Annotated in this window: 18 protein-coding genes; 3 read left to right on the forward strand and 15 right to left on the reverse strand. The window is 71.9% G+C overall.

Annotation, left to right across the window (positions count from 1 at the left end; translation table 11 throughout):
* Positions 1-43: 43 nt before the first annotated feature.
* The 6 genes from RV983_RS08825 to ggt all read right to left on the reverse strand — a co-directional run bounded on the left by RV983_RS08825 (position 44) and on the right by ggt (position 8714).
* Positions 44-1582: an NCS1 family nucleobase:cation symporter-1 gene (locus RV983_RS08825; protein ID WP_475985227.1), complete on the reverse strand. Its 1539-nt coding sequence runs from the start codon at positions 1580-1582 to the stop codon at positions 44-46.
* Between the two features lie 16 nt (positions 1583-1598).
* On the reverse strand, positions 1599-2618 hold the full coding sequence (locus RV983_RS08830) for a TIGR03842 family LLM class F420-dependent oxidoreductase (protein ID WP_475985228.1): 1020 nt from the start codon (positions 2616-2618) through the stop codon (positions 1599-1601).
* A 17-nt stretch (positions 2619-2635) separates the two neighbouring features.
* Positions 2636-4042 (reverse strand): dihydropyrimidinase, encoded by a 1407-nt coding sequence (hydA, locus tag RV983_RS08835; protein ID WP_475985229.1) that lies wholly within the window; start codon positions 4040-4042, stop codon positions 2636-2638.
* 353 nt (positions 4043-4395) lie between these two features.
* Entirely contained in the window at positions 4396-5703 is a 1308-nt protein-coding gene (locus RV983_RS08840; protein ID WP_475985230.1) for an aspartate aminotransferase family protein, read from the reverse strand.
* Positions 5704-5717: 14 nt separating this feature from the next.
* Complete coding sequence (locus tag RV983_RS08845; RefSeq protein ID WP_475985231.1) at positions 5718-6563, reverse strand: nitrilase-related carbon-nitrogen hydrolase; 846 nt, start codon at positions 6561-6563, stop codon at positions 5718-5720.
* Between the two features lie 339 nt (positions 6564-6902).
* Positions 6903-8714 (reverse strand): gamma-glutamyltransferase, encoded by a 1812-nt coding sequence (gene ggt, locus RV983_RS08850; RefSeq protein ID WP_475985232.1) that lies wholly within the window; start codon positions 8712-8714, stop codon positions 6903-6905.
* An 88-nt stretch (positions 8715-8802) separates the two neighbouring features.
* Between ggt and RV983_RS08855 the strand changes: the two genes are divergently transcribed.
* Positions 8803-9576 (forward strand): hypothetical protein, encoded by a 774-nt coding sequence (locus RV983_RS08855; protein WP_475985233.1) that lies wholly within the window; start codon positions 8803-8805, stop codon positions 9574-9576.
* A gap of 41 nt (positions 9577-9617) precedes the next feature.
* Here the strand turns inward: RV983_RS08855 and RV983_RS08860 are convergent, their stop codons facing one another.
* The 3 genes from RV983_RS08860 to RV983_RS08870 all read right to left on the reverse strand — a co-directional run bounded on the left by RV983_RS08860 (position 9618) and on the right by RV983_RS08870 (position 11200).
* Positions 9618-10520, reverse strand: a complete 903-nt coding sequence (locus RV983_RS08860; protein WP_475985234.1) for an SGNH/GDSL hydrolase family protein — start codon at positions 10518-10520, stop codon at positions 9618-9620.
* 120 nt (positions 10521-10640) lie between these two features.
* Positions 10641-10925 carry a TfoX/Sxy family DNA transformation protein gene (locus RV983_RS08865; protein ID WP_475985235.1) on the reverse strand — a complete coding sequence of 95 codons (285 nt, stop codon included), beginning with the start codon at positions 10923-10925 and terminating at the stop codon, positions 10641-10643.
* A 29-nt stretch (positions 10926-10954) separates the two neighbouring features.
* Positions 10955-11200 carry an ATP-binding protein gene (locus RV983_RS08870; protein WP_475985236.1) on the reverse strand — a complete coding sequence of 82 codons (246 nt, stop codon included), beginning with the start codon at positions 11198-11200 and terminating at the stop codon, positions 10955-10957.
* A gap of 416 nt (positions 11201-11616) precedes the next feature.
* Between RV983_RS08870 and RV983_RS08875 the strand changes: the two genes are divergently transcribed.
* Positions 11617-12474, forward strand: a complete 858-nt coding sequence (locus tag RV983_RS08875; protein WP_475985237.1) for a helix-turn-helix domain-containing protein — start codon at positions 11617-11619, stop codon at positions 12472-12474.
* 17 nt (positions 12475-12491) lie between these two features.
* On the opposite strand, the gene RV983_RS08880 is transcribed toward RV983_RS08875, so the two are convergent.
* Positions 12492-12932, reverse strand: coding sequence for a DUF6278 family protein (locus tag RV983_RS08880; protein ID WP_475985238.1), 441 nt, complete (start codon positions 12930-12932; stop codon positions 12492-12494).
* Between the two features lie 346 nt (positions 12933-13278).
* On the opposite strand from RV983_RS08880, the gene RV983_RS08885 reads away from it, so the two are divergent.
* On the forward strand, positions 13279-14127 hold the full coding sequence (locus tag RV983_RS08885; protein WP_475985239.1) for a hypothetical protein: 849 nt from the start codon (positions 13279-13281) through the stop codon (positions 14125-14127).
* Here RV983_RS08885 and RV983_RS08890 read toward each other — a convergent pair.
* From RV983_RS08890 to RV983_RS08910, 5 genes are all read right to left on the reverse strand, one after another.
* On the reverse strand, positions 14052-14831 hold the full coding sequence (locus RV983_RS08890; protein WP_475985240.1) for an exodeoxyribonuclease III: 780 nt from the start codon (positions 14829-14831) through the stop codon (positions 14052-14054). The genes RV983_RS08885 and RV983_RS08890 overlap by 76 nt on opposite strands.
* A gap of 58 nt (positions 14832-14889) precedes the next feature.
* Entirely contained in the window at positions 14890-15537 is a 648-nt protein-coding gene (locus RV983_RS08895) for an MBL fold metallo-hydrolase (RefSeq protein WP_475985241.1), read from the reverse strand.
* A 104-nt stretch (positions 15538-15641) separates the two neighbouring features.
* The gene (pcaDC, locus tag RV983_RS08900) at positions 15642-16916 is read right to left on the reverse strand and encodes a bifunctional 3-oxoadipate enol-lactonase/4-carboxymuconolactone decarboxylase PcaDC (RefSeq protein ID WP_475985242.1); all 1275 of its coding nucleotides are present in this window, start codon (positions 16914-16916) and stop codon (positions 15642-15644) included.
* Positions 16917-16986: 70 nt separating this feature from the next.
* Complete coding sequence (locus tag RV983_RS08905; RefSeq protein WP_475985243.1) at positions 16987-17517, reverse strand: hypothetical protein; 531 nt, start codon at positions 17515-17517, stop codon at positions 16987-16989.
* Positions 17514-18650, reverse strand: coding sequence for an ROK family glucokinase (locus tag RV983_RS08910; protein WP_475985244.1), 1137 nt, complete (start codon positions 18648-18650; stop codon positions 17514-17516). The genes RV983_RS08905 and RV983_RS08910 overlap by 4 nt, the downstream gene beginning before the upstream one ends.
* Positions 18651-18790: the final 140 nt, after the last annotated feature.

The raw sequence follows: 18790 nt of genomic DNA on the forward strand, positions 1-18790 counted from the left end.
TCGCGCCGTGCGCAGTCGCGGTGGCTTTGGCGGGTTCACGCCGTCACGCGGTGCGCGCCTGCCGCCGGGCCGGCCACATCAGGAGCGCGTAGAGCACGAAGGACGTGGCGAGACCGATGGCCCAGCCGTAGTCGGCGAGCGGGCGGAGCGGCGGGATCAGGCCGTCGACGGGGAACGGGCCCTGTTTGGCGCCCTTGGCGTCGACCTTGGAGTAGGAGCCGCCGACGGCCAGCAGGGCGCCCGCGGAGAAGGCGGCCACCGCCCGCCAGTTCCAGCCACCGCGGTACCAGTAGCGGCCGCCGCCCCCCTGGTACAGCTCGGGGAGTGCGAGGTGGGTGCCCCGGACGATCCAGTAGTCGGCGATCAGGATGCCCGCGACCGTGCCGAGGATGCCGCCGACGACCCCGAGCCAGGTGTAGATGTACAGCTCGGGCGTGGAGATCAGCTTCCACGGGAAGATCAGCACGCCCACGACGCCCGTGATGAGCGCGCCGGCGCGGAAGTCGATGGTCTTCGGGGCGAGGTTGGACAGGTCGTAGGCGGGCGAGACGACGTTGGCGGCGATGTTCACGCTGATCGTCGCCACCAGGACGGTGACCAGCGCGTAGAGGAGCCCGAAGACGCTGTCGGCCTTGCCCGCCAGCTCCACCGGGTCCCAGATGGCCTTGCCGTAGACCGCCTCGGAGCCGGAGGTGACGAGCACGGACAGGACGGCGAACAGGGTCATGGTCGTCGGCAGGCCCAGGGTCTGCCCCCGGACCTGGGCGCGCTGCCCGGCGCCGAAGCGGGTGAAGTCGGGGATGTTGAGGGCCAGTGTCGACCAGAAGCCGATCATGCCCATGAGCGCGGGGAAGAAGACCTGCCAGAAATCCGGTCCCCAGCCGAGGGAGGACGGCTGGTCCAGTAGCTGCCCGAGGCCACCCGCCTTCGCGGCGATCCAGCCGAGCAGCACCAGGGCGCCGATGATGACGAAGGGCGCCGCCCAGTTCTCGAAGCGGCGCAGCGTCTCCATACCCCGGTAGATGATCGCCAGTTCGAGTGCCCAGAAGGCCGCGAAGCACAGCCACAGCGTCCACGGGTAGCCGCCGATCCGCGCAGCGCCGGCCCAGCCGCCCCAGATGTTGCCGAGCAGGACGAAGATGCCCTGCCCGCCGATCCACGTCTGGATGCCGAACCACGCGCAGGCCACCGCCGCCCGCAGCAGCGCCGGCAGGTTCGCGCCGCGCACACCGAACGAGGCGCGGGCCAGAATGGGGAACGGGATCCCGTACTTGGGCCCGGCATGGCCGGTGAGCAGCATCGGGGCCAGCACGATGACGTTGGCCAGGGCGATGGTGAACACCGCCTGCTTCCAGTCCATGCCGAGCGCGACCAGGCCGGAGGCGAGCGTCCAGGACGGGATGTTGTGGGCCATGCCGACCCACAGCGCGGTGAAGTTGTACGTGGTCCACTTGCGTTGGGCGAGGGGGACCGGGAGCAGGTCCTCGTTGGCGTAGCGGCCGTGCGGGGCGGCCGCGCCGGGTGCCAGCTCGACGCGGCCGTCGCTGTGCGTGATCTGGGCGGGGGCCGTGGCCTCCTGCATGTGCGCGTTTCCCCGGTCAGCCGGCGAGGGCGGGGATCACGGTGGCGCCATAGGCGTCGATGGCGGCCTCCTTGGCGTCGTGCATGTCGTACAGGGCGAACTGGTCGACGCCCAGGGCCTTGAGGGCGGTGAGCTTCTCGATGTGCTGTTCCGCGGTGCCGATCAGGCAGAAGCGGTCGACGATCTCGTCCGGGACGAAGTCCGTGTGCCGGTTTCCGGCCTTGCCGTGCTCGGCGTAGTCGTAGTCCATCCGGGCCTTGATGTACTCCGTCAGCTCCTCGGGCACCGCGCTGGAGTGGTGGCCGTACTTGGTGACGAGGTCGGCGACGTGGTTGCCGACCATGCCGCCGAACCAGCGGCACTGCTCGCGGGCGTGGGCCAGCGCCTGCGGTGAGTCGTCCTCGGTGACGTACGCCGGGGCGGCGACGCAGATCCTCACCTCGTCCGGATTGCGGCCGGCCCGCTCCGCGGCGTCCTTGACCGCCTTGACCATCCACTCGGTCAGATGGACGTCGGCGAGCTGGAGGATGAAGCCGTCGGCCTTCTCGCCGGTCAGCGCCAACGCTTTCGGGCCGTACGCCGCCATCCACACCGGGAGCCTGGCACCCTCCTTCACCCAAGGGATGTGGATGAGATGCCCGCCGAGGTCCGCCTCGCGGCCCTCGGCGAGCTCGCGGATGACGTGCATGGCCTCCTCGATGCGGGCGAGGGTGTTGGGCTTGCGCCCGGCCACCCGCATCGCCGAGTCACCGCGGCCGATGCCGCAGATCACCCGGTTGCCGAACATGTCCGCGAGCGTCGCGAAGGTGGACGCGGTCACCTCCCACGTCCGCGTACCCGGATTGGTGACCATCGGCCCCACGATCAGCCGCTCCGTCTGCGCCAGGATCTGGCTGTAGATGACGAACGGCTCCTGCCACAACACCGCCGAGTCGAAGGTCCAGCCGTGACTGAACCCGTTGCGCTCCGCACGCCTCATCAGCTCCACCACGCCCGAGGCGGGCGGATCCGTCTGCAGGACGAGACCGAAGTCCATGGCTCAACACGCCTCTCTCAGACGAGGTTCTGACAGGTGCCTCGCGGGGTGTACCGGCCGTGGCCGGCCCGCCCCACATAGGTGCGGCCCTCGATGACCGGCTCGCCGCGGGAGAACACGGTCTCCACCCGTCCGGTGATCCGCTTGCCCTCGTAGGCCGAGTAGTCGACGTTCATGTGATGGGTCGCGGCGGACATGACCTGCTCGGCCGCCGGATCGTAGATCACGATGTCCGCGTCCGCCCCCGGCGCGATCGTCCCCTTGCGCGGATACAGACCGAACATCCGCGCCGGAGCGGCACACGCGATCTCGATCCACCGCCGCCGCGAGATATGACCGTCCACCACCGCCTGATGCAGCAGATCCATACGGTTCTCCACCCCCGGCAGACCATTGGGAATCTTCGAGAAATCCCCCCGGCCCAGATCTTTCTGCCCCACGAAACAGAACGGGCAGTGGTCCGTGGACACCACCTGGAGATCATTGGTCCGCAGAGCGCGCCACAACGAAGCCTGGTGCTCCCTCGGCCGCAACGGCGTGGAGCACACGTACTTCGCCCCCTCGAAATCCGGCTCCGCGAGATGGTCCGTCGACAGGAACAGATACTGCGGACAGGTCTCACCGAAGACGTTCAGGCCCTCGTCCCGCGCGAGCGCGATCTGCTCCACGGCCTGCTGCGCCGACACATGGACGACGTAAAGGGGGGAGCCGGCGACCTGGGCGAGGCGGATGGCGCGGTGGGTGGCCTCGGCCTCCAGGAGCGCGTGGCGGACCTCGCCGTGGTAGCGGGGGTCGGTCTTCCCGGCGGCCAGCGCCTGCTCGACCAGGACGTCGATGGCGATGCCGTTCTCCGCGTGCATCATGATCAGGCCGCCATTGTCGGCGCCGCGCTGCATGGCCCGCAGGATGCGGCCGTCGTCGCTGTAGAAGACGCCCGGATAGGCCATGAACAGCTTGAAGGAGGTCACGCCCTCCTCGACCAGGATGTCCATCTCCTTGAGGGTGTCCTCGTTCACGTCGGAGAGGATCATGTGGAAGCCGTAGTCGACGGCGCACTGGGCATCCGCCTTGGCGTGCCAGGTGTCGAGCCCGGCCCGCAGCGACTCGCCGACGGACTGCACGGCGAAGTCCACGATCGTCGTGGTGCCGCCCCAGGCGGCGGCCCGCGTGCCGGTCTCGAAGGTGTCCGAGGCATGGGTGCCGCCGAAGGGCAGCTCCATGTGCGTGTGCGCGTCCACGCCGCCGGGGATGACATACTTCCCGGTCGCGTCGACGACCCGGTCGGCTGACTGCGTCCAGCCCCGCGCGGCGTCGGACTCATGGGCGGCGAGTGCGGCGACCCGGCCCCCCTCGACGAGCACGTCGGCGTGGATCTCGTCGGCGGCGGTGACGACCAGTCCGCCGCGGATGACGGTGCGGCTCATGCTCCCACTCCTTCCATGGCTGAGGGCGGGGTCACCGGTGACTCGATGCCATGTCGGAACGGCTCTACGCACGTAGACCCCGGCCGTGGGAAGAACGTATGGCCCGTCACCCACGGTGGCAATACCGCTGCTGCTGATCGTCGGGGCCGATCGCCTTCCCGGTGACCGCCCCCAAGGCGAACGTTCACAATATGCCACGAAAGGGGCGCGGGCGGCAGGATGCGGGCGAGCGCCGCGCCCTTGCTTCTCCCCGCCCCGGGGGAATGAGGCGGCGTCAGATCGCGCACCGGGTGGTGCCGGTGAGGAGCGGTCCGGGCGGCGCTGGGCCGCCCGGACCGGGAACGGACGGGGCGTCAGGTCCCCCCGCCGCCCGCCTCGCTCTGGGCCTGCTTGAGCGCGGCTTCCAGGATGGACGCGCCCTCCTCGGCCTCGGCGACGGTCAGCGACAGCGGCGGGGCGATCCGCAGCGCGTCACCGGCGCGCCCTCCCTTGCCGATGAGCAGACCGCCCTCGCGGGCCGCCTCCATGACGACCCCGGCGGCGGCGGCGTCGGCGAGTTCGACGCCGAGCATCAGACCGCGGCCGCGGACCTCGTGTACCACCGGCAGCCCGGCGGCGATGGCCTCCAGACGGGACTTCAGCAGCCCGCCGACGCGGCGGGCGTTGCCCTGAAGGTCGTGGTCGAGGAGGTACTGGAGGTTGGCCATCGCCCCGGCGGTGGTGATGGGGCTGCCGCCGAAGGTGGAGATGGAGTTGGCGGTCAGGCAGTCCATCACCTCGGCCCGGGCGACGACGCCGCCCATGGACAGGCCGTTGCCGACGCCCTTGGCGAAGGTGAGGATGTCCGGCGGGCCCGAGCCCTCGTGCGCCTGCCAGCCCCAGAAGTGGTCGCCGGTGCGGCCCCAGCCGGTCTGCACCTCGTCGGTGATCCAGAGGATGCCGTGCCGGTCGAGCACCTGCTTGAAGGCGGCCAGCAGGCCGTCCGGGCCGGAGGTGAAGCCGCCGACGCCCTGCACGGGTTCGGCGATGAGGGCGGCGACCCGGCCGTTGGCCTGCCCCAGCACGTCCTCCAGGTCCGCGACGCACGCGGCGATGAACTCCGCGTCCGACAGGTGCGCGTACGGGCCGCGGGTGCGGACGCCGCCGTGCACGTACAGCGTCTGCAGCGGGGAGAGGCTGGTCGGCGACCACGCGGTGTTGCCGGTGATGCCGATGGCCGAGAAGGAGCGGCCGTGGTAGCTGTTGCGCAGGGCCAGGATCTGGTTGGAACCGCGCAGGGTGGTGGCCAGCAGCAGCGCGGTGTCGTTCGCCTCCGTACCGGAGGTGGTGAAGAAGACCCGGGCGTCCGGGATGCCGGACAGGGCGGCGACGCGCTCGGCGAGTTCGACGGCCTGGGAGCTCAGGTAGAGCGTCGAGGAGTGCAGGATCCGGCCGGCCTGGTCGCGGACGGCGGCGGTCACCTCCGGCAGGGCGTGGGCGGTCATGGTGGTGAGGATGCCGCCGAAGAAGTCCAGGTACTGCCGGCCCTCGGCGTCCCAGACATGGCGGCCCTCGCCGTGGGTGATCTCGATCGGGTCGGCGTAGTAGGTCGCCAGCCACTGCGGCATGACGGCCTTGTGGCGGGCGTGGAGCGCGGCGTGCTGCTGCGAACGTTCGGTCATGGTCATATCAACGATCACGCCTCCGTGAGGGTGCCGTAGGCGTCCGGGCGGCGGTCCCGGTAGAAGGCCCACTGCTGGCGCACCTCGGGGATCAGGTCGAAGTCCAGGTCGCGGACGACGAGTTCCTCCTCCTTGCCGGAGGCGGGCTCGCCGACGAACCGGCCGCGCGGGTCGACGAAGTACGAGGTGCCGTAGAAGTCGTTGTCGCCGTACTCCGGCTCCTGGCCCACACGGTTGATGGCCGCGATGAAGTACTCGTTGGCGACGGCGGCGGCCGGCTGCTCCAGTTTCCAGAGGTAGGCCGACAGGCCGCGATGGGTGGCCGAGGGGTTGTAGACGAGCTGGGCGCCCGCGAGGCCGAGGGCGCGCCAGCCCTCGGGGAAGTGCCGGTCGTAGCAGATGTAGACGCCGACCTTGCCGACCGCGGTGTCGAAGACGGGCCAGCCCAGGTTGCCCGGCTTGAAGTAGAACTTCTCCCAGAAGCCCTTGACCTGCGGGATGTGGTGCTTGCGGTACTTGCCGAGATACGAACCGTCGGCGTCGATCACGGCCGCGGTGTTGTAGTAGAACCCGTCCTGCTCGATCTCGTAGACGGGGACCACCATGACCATGCCGGTCTCGCGGGCGAGGGCCTGCATGCGCCGCACGGTCGGGCCGTCCGGCACGGGCTCGGCCCAGCGGTAGTTCCCCGCCTCCTGCACCTGGCAGAAGTACGGGGCGTTGAACACCTCCTGGAAGCCGATCACCTTGGCGCCCTGGGCGGCGGCCTCACGGGCGTGCGCCTCGTGCTTGGCGATCATCGAATCGGTGTCGCCGGTCCACGTCGCCTGAACGAGCGCCGCTCGTACGACATTGGGCATGACAGCTCCTTTGACGCGGTGTCACACCGGACCGGCGGCTGGTCTACGCACGTAGATCCGGCGGTGGGAAGAACGTAGAGCCCACTGCCCACTGTGGCAATACCGGCGCCTTTACTCAACGAAGCCGATCGGATTTCGCGGTCGGACAGACCCGCTCGGCGCAGTGCGGCGGCTATGAGCACCCGGTCCGGGTGGAATCGCGGGGTTACGCCGGCGCTACGGAGAGTCCCCACGGAGGGCCCGGCGGGAGCGCGGGCACCCCCGCGCGGCCACGCCCCATGCCGCCGCCCGGCGCCGTCTCACCTGCGGCGGGCGGCACGACGTACCGTCACCCCTTGCTCAGTGGCCGCTGCTCCGGACCACCATCGCGGATCCACCGCCGCGGCGCACGGGCTCGGCGGCGGCCAGCCACCGGCCGTCGGGCAGCCGCTGGACGCCGGTGGCCGCGCCGATCTCGGCGCCCTCCACCAGGTTCTGGCCGAGCGCCTTCAGCTGCGCCGCCGCGGGACCGGCCATGAAGGCCGCCTCCGCCTGCGTCGTGGCGGTGTTGCGCTGACTGGCGCGCGGCGCCGCGATGGCGTCGACGAGCGGCAGGCCCCGGTCGACGTGCTCGGTCAGCACCTGGAGCACGGTGGTGATGATCGTGGCACCGCCCGGCGAGCCGAGCGCGAAGTCGACCTTGCCGTTCTTGAGCACGATCGTCGGCGAGATGGACGAGCGCGGCCGCTTGCCGGGGCCGGGCAGATTGGGGTCGTGCACGGCGGGGTTCGCCGGCACGAAGGAGAAGTCGGTCAGCTCGTTGTTGAGCAGGAAACCACGGCCGGGCACGGTGATGGCGCTGCCACCGGTCTGCTCGATGGTGAGCGTGTACGAGACGACGCCGCCCCACTTGTCGGCGACCGTCAGGTGCGTGGTGTTCTCGCCCTCATAGGTGGTGGGCGCGGTCGTACCGCCCGCACCGCAGGCTGCGGGACGCGAGGGGTCACCGGGCGCGAGCGGGCTGGTCAGCGCCGCGTTGTCCTTGATCAGGCAGGCGCGCGAATCGGCGAATCGCTGCGACAGCAGGCCGGAGGTGGGGACCTTCTCGAAGGCCGGGTCACCGACCCAGCGCCCCCGGTCCGCGAAGGAGATCCGGCTCGCCTCCAGGAAGCGGTGCAGGTACTGGGCGTCGGACAGCCGGGACAGGCTGCCGGTGCGCTCGAGGATGTTGAGCGCCTCGCCCACCGTCGTGCCGCCGGAGGAGGAGGGTGCGATGCCGTACACGTCCAGCCCGCGATAGGCGACCCGGGTCGGCTTCTGCACCTTCGCCCGGTACGCCGCGAGGTCGCGTGCCGTGAGGTCCCCGGGCCGTACGACGCGTGTGGCGGCGGGGTCGACGGGCGGCTTGCGTACGGTGTTGACGATGTCGGCGCCGATCTCGCCGTCGTAGAGGGCCGAGATGCCCTTGTGGCCCAGCTCCTCGTAGGTGCGGGCGAGATCGGGGTTCTTGAGGGTGGAGCCGACGGCCGGCAGCTGTCCGCCGGGCAGGAAGAGGGCGGCGGTGGCGGGGAAGTCCTTGAAGCGGGCGAGGTTGCCCTCGGTCTGACTGCGGAAGGTGGCGTCCACGGTGAAGCCGCCGCGCGCGATCCGCTCCGCGGGCCTCAGCATCTCGCCGAGGCTCCGGGTGCCCCAGGCGTCGAGCGCGGTGTCCCAGGTGGCGGACGTACCGGGGACACCGACGCTGAGGCCGCTGGTGACGGCGGCGTCGAAGGGCAGCGGCTGCCCGTTCTCGACGAAGAGCCGGTCGGTGGCGCTGCGGGGCGCGGTCTCCCGGCCGTCGATCGTGTGGACCTTGTGGTCCCTGGGGCTGTAGTAGACGAAGTAGCCGCCCCCGCCGATACCGGAGGAGTACGGCTCGGTGACGCCCAGCGCGGCGGCGGTGGCGACCGCGGCGTCCACGGCGTTCCCGCCGCGCCGCAGGACCTCGATGCCGGCGGCAGAGGCGTCGGCGTCGACGCTGGAGACGGCGCCGCCGTAGCCGACCGCGAGCGGTGCCTTGTCCGGTGGGCCGTGATGGGCCGCGGGCCCGCCGGCCGGGGCCGCCGCGACCGACAGGGCCGCGGTGGCGGTGACGGTGAGCAGCGACAGGATCCGTGCGGCGTGACGACGCATACGTGGACCTCCACTAGGGCGACCGTTCAGGCAGCGTAACCCGACCCAGGGTTCCTCGTCAGGAACACCTCAACTACCATCGCGGCACATGAGCGACGACGTGCGGAATATCGTGCTGGGCCTGGCCGCGAGCGGCCTGAGCGCCGCACTGGGATGGTTCGTGCGCACCTATGTGTGGCGCCGCCGGCTCCGCCGCAAGCAGCGCTTCTTCGGGCTGCCCGCCGGTTCCGAGTGCCTGCTGGTGGTCAACCGCGACCCGGGCGCACGGGAGTGGAGCGTGGCGCGGCATGACGTCTTCGCGCTCATAGAGCTCTCCGCGCTCATCAAGGAGTGCCTGGCCAACGCCGAGATCCTGCCGCACGACACCGCCTGGCAGGGTTTCGGCGCACGGACCGAGTTCTGCATCGGCGGCCCGGTCTCCAACCACCGCATGGCGGCCCATCTGCGGTCGATGCTGCCGGGTGTCGAGGTCGCCAAGGAGAAGTCCGGCCCCGACCAGGGCGCGCTGACGGTGGGCGGCCAGACCTACCGCATGGACAAGGGCACCGCCGAGTACGTCCTGCTGGCCCGGCTCGCCGCCGACGAGAACACCGGCAACAGCCGCCCGGTCTTCCTGGCCTCGGGGCAGCGCGCGGTCACCAACCAGGCGGCGGTGCGCTACCTGGCGCGCCACTACGTCCGGCTGACCCGCAAGTACGGCGTCAACGGGACGTTCTGCCTGCTGCTGAAGGTGGTCAACTCGCAGGCGTACGGTCCGGACGTCGTCGAGATCGTCGCGGACGTCACCCGGGCGGCCACCACACCGGTCGCCCGCCCGGAGGCCGCGGCCGCCACAGCGACCGCCGCCACCACCACGGAATGATCATGTGACGACGGGGCCGCCCGCCACGGCGGCGGCCTGCCTCAGCGGTGCACGTGCAGCCGGTCCAGGACCGCGGCGGCCATCGCCTGCTCCCCGAGCGCGTTGGGGTGGGCGGGGGCGGCCGGGGCGGCGGGGGTGAGCGGCTCGATCCAGCGCACGCCGGGTGCGGTGCACATGTCGTGCCCGACCGTCGGGGTGTAGGTGTCCACGTAGGTCGCGTGGGCGGCCTTCGCGCGGCGGGCGAGCATCGCGTTCAGACGCTTCTCGGTGTCGCGCAGGTAGGCGAAGTCCCCGTCGGCGAAGGGCACGGCCGGCCGGCAGCCGACGCCGCTGTCGGGGAGCAGGTCCGGGTAGCCGACGACCACGACACGGGCGTGCGGGGCGCGCCGGTGGACGGCGCCGAGCACGGCGTCGATCTTCGGCGCGGTGGCGTCGACGGCCGCGCGCAACTGGTCGCTGCCGCCGGAGGAGTAGAACTTCTGACAGGGATTGCCCGTGGGGTCGCCGAGCGCGGCCCCGGCGCAGGTGCGGATGATGCTCCCGAAGCCGACGTCGTTGCCGCCGATCTGAACGGTCACCAGGGACGTCCGCCGGGACAGTGCGTCCAGCTGCGGCGGATTGGTGCCCTGGGCCTGCCACATCTCGGCGGTGGTGGCACCGCCGCAGCTCACGTCGGTGAGCTGCGTGCCACGCAGCCGCCCGGCCACCAGGGAGGGGTAATTGCGATCGGAGCGGGCACAGTTGAGATCCACCTGAGTGGGGATCAGCGGCCCGGAGGTGTACGAGTCGCCGAGCGCGACATAGGCGTCGCGGTGCCCGTGCCCGTGACCGCCACCGTGTCCGGCGCTCCCGTGCGCGGCGGCCGGCACCGCGCTCCCGGCGGTGAGCACGAGTGCGGCGGCGGCAGCCGCGACACCCAGGATCGACGCACGTCCGACAGCCATCGGGCCCTCCCCCTGTCAACGCTGACGGTTCAGATTCGGCGTGACACGGGGCGAAAGTCAATGACTGTGCGGGAAGTGCACACCACGGCGAGCGGTACGGGGTCCGCGGGGCTCCGGGCGCTACGGGGCCCCTGCGGCGGCGTCGGCGTGCCCCTCCCCCAGGACCTGCCCGGCCAGCGCGTCCCGCTCGGGCTTGGGGATGGCGGTCCAGCGGGTGCCGCGGATCGCGCCCTCCAGGGCGAACAGGGTGTGGCTGCGCGCGTCCTCGGGAAGGTCCCCGCGGATCATCGCGAAGGCGCGTCCCGCTCCGAGGCGCCGGAGCTCGTCGGCGTCCGTCACGCCGACACGGCGGAGGCGCTCCGCCAGTACAGCTCCGATGTTGGGCATCTGCTGCAGGGAGTCCATGCCCTCATCATGCACCTCCCGACACCCCGTCAGACGGCGATCTCGGCCCAGACACGCTTGCCGGCCGGGAGAAGCTCGGTGCCCCAGCGAAAGCTGAGCGATGAGACCGCCTGCAGACCGCTGCCGTTCTCAGGCCAGGTGGGGGGCAGCCCGGTGAGCCTCAGGCAGGGCAGCGCACGCGAGCCGTCGCGCACCGACAGATGGACCAGGGACAGCCGCCGCCACAGCGTGATGCCCACGTCGCCGCCCCCGGCGTGCCGCACGGCGTTGCCCACCAGCTCGGCGAGGACGGCCTCGGCGGTGCCCAGAAGGTGCCCGAGGTCCCATGCGTCGAGGGCCGCCGCCAGCAGGCGCCGTGCATGGGCCGCCGCGAGGTCGTCGCACGGGGAGGAAGACCTCGCCGAGAGGCGCGCGGGCCCGCGGAGCGCGAGGGGACTCGGCGCGCCGCTCCCCGGTATCCGCGCAGTCCGGGGGCGGCGCGGCCGCCGCGTCCGGGGCGCAGGAGGGGGCGAGGCTCAGGACGAACGCTCTCGCGGCCGGTTTCTCCCGCATGTGTCCACCTCACAGGTCTCGTAGCCGGCGCCGAGCATTCCCGTGAAGCCGGTGTGGACGCGATACCCCAGCGCTATTCTCACCACGACATACCCGCTGGTAACGCTGGTGCTTGCGGTGGCGTGGACGGGAGGCGCGGATGCCGGAACCGGGTTCCGGCGAAGGGGTCGGGATACCCTCCTGGGCCTGGGAGCGCGACGAGATCCGGGAGGCGCTGCGCTCCCGTGACGCCGGGGCGATCCTCCGCTTCGCCCAGCAGTACGGGGGCGCCAGCCAGTCGCGCATCGCCGCCGCGACCGGGCTGCTGCAGGGCCGTGTCAACGAGATCGTGCGCGGGCGCCGCTCGGTCGTGCGCCTCGACGTCTTCGACCGGATCGCGCAGGGCCTGCGGATGCCGGACCCTGCGCGGATGCTCCTGGGGCTCGCCCCGCTGCGCTTCGCCGGTTACGGCATCCGGGACCTGACGGACCATCCGCGTGTCGCGGCCGTGGCCCTGACCAAGCCCGAGGCGGCGGCCGAGATCCGCGACGCGGCCGCGTGGGCGGACTCGGTGGACGTGGTGGGGGTCCGCGCCCTGGGACTGGTCGCGCTCGGCGACTCGCTGCTGCGCGGCCCGCTGACGGGCAGGGACCGCGACGATATCCCGCATCTGCGGTTGCTGCTGCTCCATCCGGAGAGCCCCGCGGTGGCGCGGATCGCGGAGGAGGTCGGCGAGACGCCGCGGTTCTTCGTGTCGAGCCTGCGGTTCGCCGAGGACATGCTCGCCGCGCTCGCCGAAGAAGGAACGATTCGTCTGGAGGTCTACCGGTACCGGACCACGCCGGTGTGGCGGCTGGTCCGGCTCGACGGCCTCACCTTCGTCTCCGTCATCGGACGGCCGGGCGATGCGCGCGGCTCGATGGTCTACCGGCTCTCCGCCACCCCGCCGGGCTCGGTCCTCTACGGCTTCGACCGCTTCTTCGAGGCCATGCTCGGCGAGGCGGAACGCGTCATCTGACGCCCGGACCGGCGGGCCTACGGCTCCGAGGCCTCCGCGTACACCTGCGACAGCTCGGGGGTGCCGCCCTCGGCCCACTCGTGGCCGGCCTCGACGACGTCCAGCTCGCGTCCGGAGGCGAGTATGACCACGGGCCGGCCGTTGGGCCAGATCTGCCAGGCCGCACCCGGCACCGTGCGCACGATGACCGTGCCGAGGTAGAGCCCGGCGTCATTGCCGAGCCAGGTGAGCTCGTCGGGGTCTTCGCGCCAGCGCGGCTGCAACTGGTCGACGCTCTCCAGAGACCTGGGAGTGTCGTCGAGCACGACCCCCTCGGACTCCGCACGGGCGCGCAACAGCTCGCATTCGGCCAGCAGTTCACCGACGCCTTCGGGATCGTCCACGACCGGCCCCGTCAGGGCCGTGCCCGCGACCTCGCCGAACCTTTTGCGCCACTTGTCGAGGAACGAGATCTCCATGCAGGTCAGCGTATGCCGTCTGCACGAAAACCCGGGCGGTGATGACGTACGCCTTCTTCAAAGTCTCGTGCACAGTCTGTGTCGAACGCCCCTCCACACACAGCACCCCACCCGGGAACGATCGGCCGGATGGCCCCCATCCGGCGCCGGTCGGGTGATTCCCAGGGCACCGTGCCCGGCGCCGGAAAGATCGCCTTCCGGTTCAGCGGAGGCGATAACGACGGCGACACCGCGCGTCGCCGGGAGCCCGTCCGGGGCCGGGGAAGGACGACAACGACACGTTGTATACGTTCCGTTGCCGCACAATACGTAGCGTAAAGCCGCCCGGGGCGAGAAGGGGCACGGGATGTGTGATGAACGGGTGGCCGCCCTACGGACGGCCGACCGCGCCTGGCGCCTGCTCGAGGAACTGGCGGAACGCGCTCCGGGGGCGGTGCGGCTGACCCCCGGCGCCGGCGAGGGCGAGATCGGCGGCTGGGGCGTGCCGCTGCCGCCCGAGGTGCGCCGCCTGGTGGGGCGGGTCCGGGCCGTCAGGATCGGCGGGCGGGAGGAGTACCGGCTGGCGCCGGAACGGGGACTGGCCACGGGCGGCTGGGCGGTGGGGCCGCCCGGCTCGGCGCATCTGCTGTACGAGACGAGCGAGGACACGCTCTTCGTCGACGTGGACGCGGACACCGGCGCCTGGGGGCGCGTGTTCGCCGCGACCGGGGTGTTCCAGGAGACCTGGGCCTATGTGGCACCGTCCCTGGTCTCCTGGCTGACCACGCTCGCGTGCGCGGGACTGGCGGCGCTGGAGCACGCGGGGACGGAGGGCCCGGACGGCGACAACCCCCCGGCCGACAACGCCACCGTGCTGGAACGGCTGGCCGAGACCTCCCACGTCGTCTCCTACCGGCCCGACCTGCGCGGCACCCCGGTCGGCGAAGCCCGCTCCGGCGCCGACCCGGAACTGGCCGCCGTCCTGACCGGACTTCCGGACGAGGCACTGGTGGTGGACCTGCGCGAGGTCGCAGCCCCGGCCACCTTGCATCTGCCCTGCCCGCCGGGGCGGCCTGGCGGCTGGGTGGAGTTCCAGCGCCGGCACGGCGGCCGCTTCGCGGTCGGGATGCCCCGCAGGGCTCAGACGTCCAGGTCGACGACCACCGGTGCGTGGTCGGAGGCGCCCTTGCCCTTGCGCTCCTCGCGGTCCACGTAGGCGTCGCTCACGGCCTTGGTGAAGGACTGGTTCGCGTAGACCAGGTCGATGCGCATGCCACGGTTCTTGGGGAAGGCCAGCTGGCGGTAGTCCCAGTAGGTGTAGGGGCGGTCGTACTTGAGCGGGCGGGGCACCACGTCGCTCAGTCCCGCCTCGCGCAGGCTCGCCAGCGCCTCCCGCTCGGCGGGGGTGACGTGGGTCATCCCCTCGAAGACGGTGGGGTCCCAGACGTCCTCGTCGGTGGGCGCCACGTTGTAGTCCCCGAGGACGGCGAAGGGGCGCTCGGCCGCCGCGTCCTCGGCGACGGCGCTGCGCAGCGCCTCGAACCAGCGGAGCTTGTAGGCGTAGTGGTCGTGGCCGACCTCGCGCCCGTTGGGCACGTACACCGACCAGACGCGGACCGCGCCGCAGGTGGCCGACACCGCGCGGGGCTCCTCGGCGTCCTCGTACAGCGGGCCGCCGGGCAGGCCGACGACGACGTTCTCCAGGCCGACGCGGGAGAGCAGCGCCACCCCGTTCCACCGGCCGGTGGCGTTGACGGCGGTCTCGTAGCCGAGGGCGCGCAGCTCGTCGAAGGGGAACTGCGCCTCCGCGCACTTGGTCTCCTGGACGCACAGCACGTCCGGGCTGTTCTGCTCCAGCCAGGCGAGCATCCGCGGCAGGCGGGCGGTGATCGAGTTGACGTTCCAGGTGGCGATGCGCATGGCACCGAATCTACCGCCCGCCTCCGACAACCGGTCCCGCCCGCCGCCGCGCGGGACGTCAGCCCAGCTCGATGCTGTCGCCGGGGGCCAGCCGGTCGTGCCCGGCACCGGCCACGCCCGGGCCGTCGGGGCCGAGCAGCCGACCGTAGAGGCCCGCGGCCAGATCGGTCAGGAGCGCGTCGTGCACGTCGATGGCCCGGACCGGCTTGAGTTCGCGCAGGTAGTCGATCACCTCGGAGACCTTGCTCCAGGGGGCCTGCACCGGCAGCAGCAGCGTCTCGACGGAACGGCCGGGGACGGTGAGCGCGTCGCCGGGGTGGAAGACAGAGCCGTCCATCAGGAAGCCGACGTTGGTGATCCGCGGGATGTCGGGGTGGATCACCGCGTGGAGCTGACCGTGCACCTCGATGTCGAAGCCCGCGGCACTGAAGGTGTCGCCCTCGCCGACGGTGTGCACCCGGCCCGGGAAGGCGGCGGAGACCTGGTCCGCGACGCTCTTCAGCGTCCAGACCTCGGCACCCGGGTTGGCCTCCAGTGCGGCGCGCAGCTGTTCCTCGCTCCAGTGGTCGGCGTGCTCATGGGTGACGAGGACCGCCTCCGCCCCGGTCGCGGCCTGCGGCTCGGTGAAGGCGCCGGGGTCGATGACGAGCACCCGCCCGTCCTTCTCCAGCCGGACGCAGGCATGGCCCTTCTTCGTCAGTTTCATGACTCTCCTCCGCGGCGGTGATCCTCTGCATGGCCATCATGGCCGAAGGCCGGGCGCCCCACCCTGATGCGGGATGTACCGGGATACGGGCGCTGGGCGCGGTCTCACTCCCCCGGGCGAGTCTCCTCCCGGATCACCTGTCGTGCCACCGTGAAGGCGGCGCCCGCGGCCGGGACCCCGCAGTGCACGGCGGTCTGGAGCAGCACTTCCTCGATCTCGGCGGGGCTCAGCCCGTTGCGCAGCGCCGCCCGGATGTGGGTGGCGAGGTCGCCGTGGTGGCCGCCGGCGACGAGGGCGGTCAGGCTGACCACGCTGCGGGTGCGGCGGTCGAGTCCGGGCCGGTTCCAGACCTCGCCCCAGGCATAGCGGGTGACGAAGTCCTCGAAGTCCACGCCGAAACCGTCGGCACGCTCGGCGGCCTGGTCGACGTGCGCGTCGCCCAGCACCTCACGGCGGATGCGGACGCCGTCGCCGTAGGCGCCCGCGGCGGCCTGCGCGTCCCGGCCGGCGACGGGGGCCGCCGGGAGCTGCGCCTCGGCCATGGGCGCGGCGGGCGGGGTGGGGGCGGACGCCGTGGCGTACCCGGCCGCCGGCTCCGCCCAGGCACCCTCGAAGTGGGCGACCAGCAGATCGGTCACCGCGGCGGGTTGCTCGACCGGCACCAGGTGCGAGGCGCCGGGGACGACCGCGAGCCGCGCGTCGGTTATCCCGGCCACCAGCGCCCTTGCGTCCGCCGGGGGCGTGACAGGATCCTCGGCGCCGTTCAGCACGAGCGCCGGGACGGCGATCCGGCCCAGGTCGGCACGGACGTCGTGGGAGGCGAGTGCCTCACAGGCGGCGACGTAGCACTCGGGGTCGGTGCTGCGCACCATCTGCACGGCCCAGTCGACGATGGCCGTCTGCGCGGTGCGGAACCCGGCGGCGAACCAGCGCTCCGGGACACTCTGGGCGATCTGGTCCAGCCCGTTGGCCCGGACGATCACGCCGCGCTGCCGCCAGGCGTCGGGGGTGCCGTAACGGGCGGCCGAGGAGATCAGCACCAGGGAGGCCACACGGTGCGGGGCGCGCAGCGCGACCTGGGTGCCGACGGCGCCGCCGAAGGAGCAGCCGGCGTAGCCGAAGCGCTCGATCCCGGCCTGGTCGAGGGTGCGCAGCAGCCGATCGGCGAGCTCGGCGGTGGACATCGACGGGTGGGCGGGCGCACCGCCGTGCCCCGGCAGGTCGTACCGCAGGACGCGCCATTGGCGCGTCAGCTCGGGCACCTGCCGGTCCCACATGTGCCAGGTGGTGCCGAGTGAGGGGCCGAGGACAAGGACCGGGGCGTCCTCGGGGCCGTCGAAGCGGTACTGGAGGGTCTTCGGGGTCTGCTCGTCGCTCACCCTTGTCACGCTATCGAGCGAACGCCCAAGAGGTGCCACCGCCCCCCGCCCGGCCGTTCCGGCACAGGCGTCAGGCGAAGTCCATGGTGGAGACGACGTAGACCACCGGCGCGTCCGGGCTCGTCAGGTCGACCGTGATGTCGTGGTCGGGCTTGTCGCCGTGCTGCTGGAGCCGTACCCCGGCCCAGTGCTGCCCGGAGCCGAAGGCCCAGCGCACGGTGCGCGCCTGCTTGCCGCTCACCGTCACCTCGCCGTCCTTCAGCGCGGCACGGCTGCTCCCCACCTGGGCCAGGAACGTGTCGAGGCCGCCCTGGCTGGTGGTGAACTGCACATAGAGCGAGCTGGCCGCCCAGTCGTTGGTCTCCAGATAGGCCACGGGGCGGGATCTGGCGGGGATCGGCATGTCGTAGATCCGGCGCTGCACCTTGGTGGGCCACAGGTAGGTGAGAGTGGTGGCCGCGGCCTGCTTCTGCTTCTGCTCTCCGCCGTCACGGCTCTGCTCCGCGGAGATGAGCACGTAGAAGATGGGCACGAGGACCAGCAGCGGGACGACCGTCCACTGCACCCAGCGGGGCGGCTTCCTCAAGGGGGGACTGCTCACTTGCCGACAACCTTCGCGTAGCGCTCGTACCGCTCGACCCGGCGGCGGTTGGCCCGCCGGAAGCGACGGGCGACCAGCCGTGCCAGGTCCGCGGCGCCGACCATCCCGGCCTCGGGGCCGAGTTGCGCCTTGACGATAGCCGCTTCGGGCCGGTAGCCACGCCCGGTCAGGTGCCGCCGGAACGCGTCCCGGGCGGGAGCGATGAGCAGATCGTCGGCCGCGCTGACGCCGCCGCCGATGACGAAGCAGGAAGGGTCCAGGGCAGCGGCGAGATTGGCGATGCCGACGCCCAGCCACTGGCCGATCTCCTGGAAGAGCTCGACGCACATGGCGTCACCCTCACGAGCGAGCTCCGTGATGAGCGGACCGGTGATCTCCTGCACCTGGCCGCCGACCCGGTCGATGATCCCGTAGGCGACCGGCGAGTCGGCCGCGGCCAGCTCGCGGGCCTCGCGCACCAGGGCGTTGCCAGAGCTGTACTGCTCCCAGCAGCCGCGGTTGCCGCAGGCGCAGCGGTGGCCGCCCGGCACCACCTGCATGTGGCCGAACTCCCCCGCCACCCCGTAGCGGCCGCGCTTGACGTGGCCGTCCTCCAGGATCGCGCCGCCGATGCCGGTGCCGAGCGTGATCATGACGAGGTCGTTCTCGCCGCGGCCCGCGCCGAAGCGCCATTCCGCCCAGGCGGCGGTGTTCGCGTCGTTGTCCACCATGACCGGGACGCGCAGGCGCTCGGTGAGGCGGTCCTTGAGCGGCTCGTCCCGCCAGGCCAGGTGCGGCGCGAAGAGCACCCGGGAGCGGTCGGCGTCGACCCAGCCGGCCGCGCCGATGCCGACGGCGTGCACATCGTGGCGCTCGGACAGATCCAGCACGAGCTCGGTGATGGTGTCCTCGACGACCTTCGGGCTCTTGCTCTTGTCCGGGGTCTCCGTGCGCAGCTTCTCCAGGATGTTGCCGTCCGCGTCGACGACGCCGGCCATCACCTTTGTGCCGCCGATGTCGATGCCGACGGTCGGCACGCGCGGGGCGGTGAGGTGCGAACGCCGTTCGCGCCGCCCCACGGTGCTCAGAAGGGTGGTGCTGCTGGAGGAACGCGCGGAGCCGCTGCGGTACGCGCGCTCACGGTACGTGCTCATCTGTTCACCGCCGCGGTTCCGGTCCGGGGCTGCTGCTCTGTCGCTCGCAAGGCTCGTCTCTCCGGCGGTCGGGGCTGGGTCCTCTGTGATTCTAAGTGGGGGGCGCGGACGACTCCGGGGGGCCACCCTTGCGGCGCGCG

The organism is Streptomyces sp. RLA123, assembly GCF_056270165.1.

Bases quoted from the DNA above. Each gene is read 5' to 3' on its own strand.
- RV983_RS08845 (WP_475985231.1), bottom strand. From the start codon at position 6,563: ATGCCCAATGTCGTACGAGCGGCGCTCGTTCAGGCGACGTGGACCGGC.
- RV983_RS08860 (WP_475985234.1), bottom strand. From the start codon at position 10,520: ATGGCTGTCGGACGTGCGTCGATCCTGGGTGTCGCGGCTGCCGCCGCC.
- RV983_RS08890 (WP_475985240.1), bottom strand. From the start codon at position 14,831: ATGCGCATCGCCACCTGGAACGTCAACTCGATCACCGCCCGCCTGCCG.
- RV983_RS08840 (WP_475985230.1), bottom strand. From the start codon at position 5,703: ATGACCGAACGTTCGCAGCAGCACGCCGCGCTCCACGCCCGCCACAAG.
- ggt (WP_475985232.1), bottom strand. From the start codon at position 8,714: ATGCGTCGTCACGCCGCACGGATCCTGTCGCTGCTCACCGTCACCGCC.
- RV983_RS08865 (WP_475985235.1), bottom strand. From the start codon at position 10,925: ATGGACTCCCTGCAGCAGATGCCCAACATCGGAGCTGTACTGGCGGAG.
- RV983_RS08855 (WP_475985233.1), top strand. From the start codon at position 8,803: ATGAGCGACGACGTGCGGAATATCGTGCTGGGCCTGGCCGCGAGCGGC.
- RV983_RS08885 (WP_475985239.1), top strand. From the start codon at position 13,279: ATGTGTGATGAACGGGTGGCCGCCCTACGGACGGCCGACCGCGCCTGG.
- RV983_RS08910 (WP_475985244.1), bottom strand. From the start codon at position 18,650: ATGAGCACGTACCGTGAGCGCGCGTACCGCAGCGGCTCCGCGCGTTCC.
- RV983_RS08895 (WP_475985241.1), bottom strand. From the start codon at position 15,537: ATGAAACTGACGAAGAAGGGCCATGCCTGCGTCCGGCTGGAGAAGGAC.
- RV983_RS08880 (WP_475985238.1), bottom strand. From the start codon at position 12,932: ATGGAGATCTCGTTCCTCGACAAGTGGCGCAAAAGGTTCGGCGAGGTC.
- hydA (WP_475985229.1), bottom strand. From the start codon at position 4,042: ATGAGCCGCACCGTCATCCGCGGCGGACTGGTCGTCACCGCCGCCGAC.
- RV983_RS08825 (WP_475985227.1), bottom strand. From the start codon at position 1,582: ATGCAGGAGGCCACGGCCCCCGCCCAGATCACGCACAGCGACGGCCGC.
- RV983_RS08875 (WP_475985237.1), top strand. From the start codon at position 11,617: ATGCCGGAACCGGGTTCCGGCGAAGGGGTCGGGATACCCTCCTGGGCC.
- RV983_RS08830 (WP_475985228.1), bottom strand. From the start codon at position 2,618: ATGGACTTCGGTCTCGTCCTGCAGACGGATCCGCCCGCCTCGGGCGTG.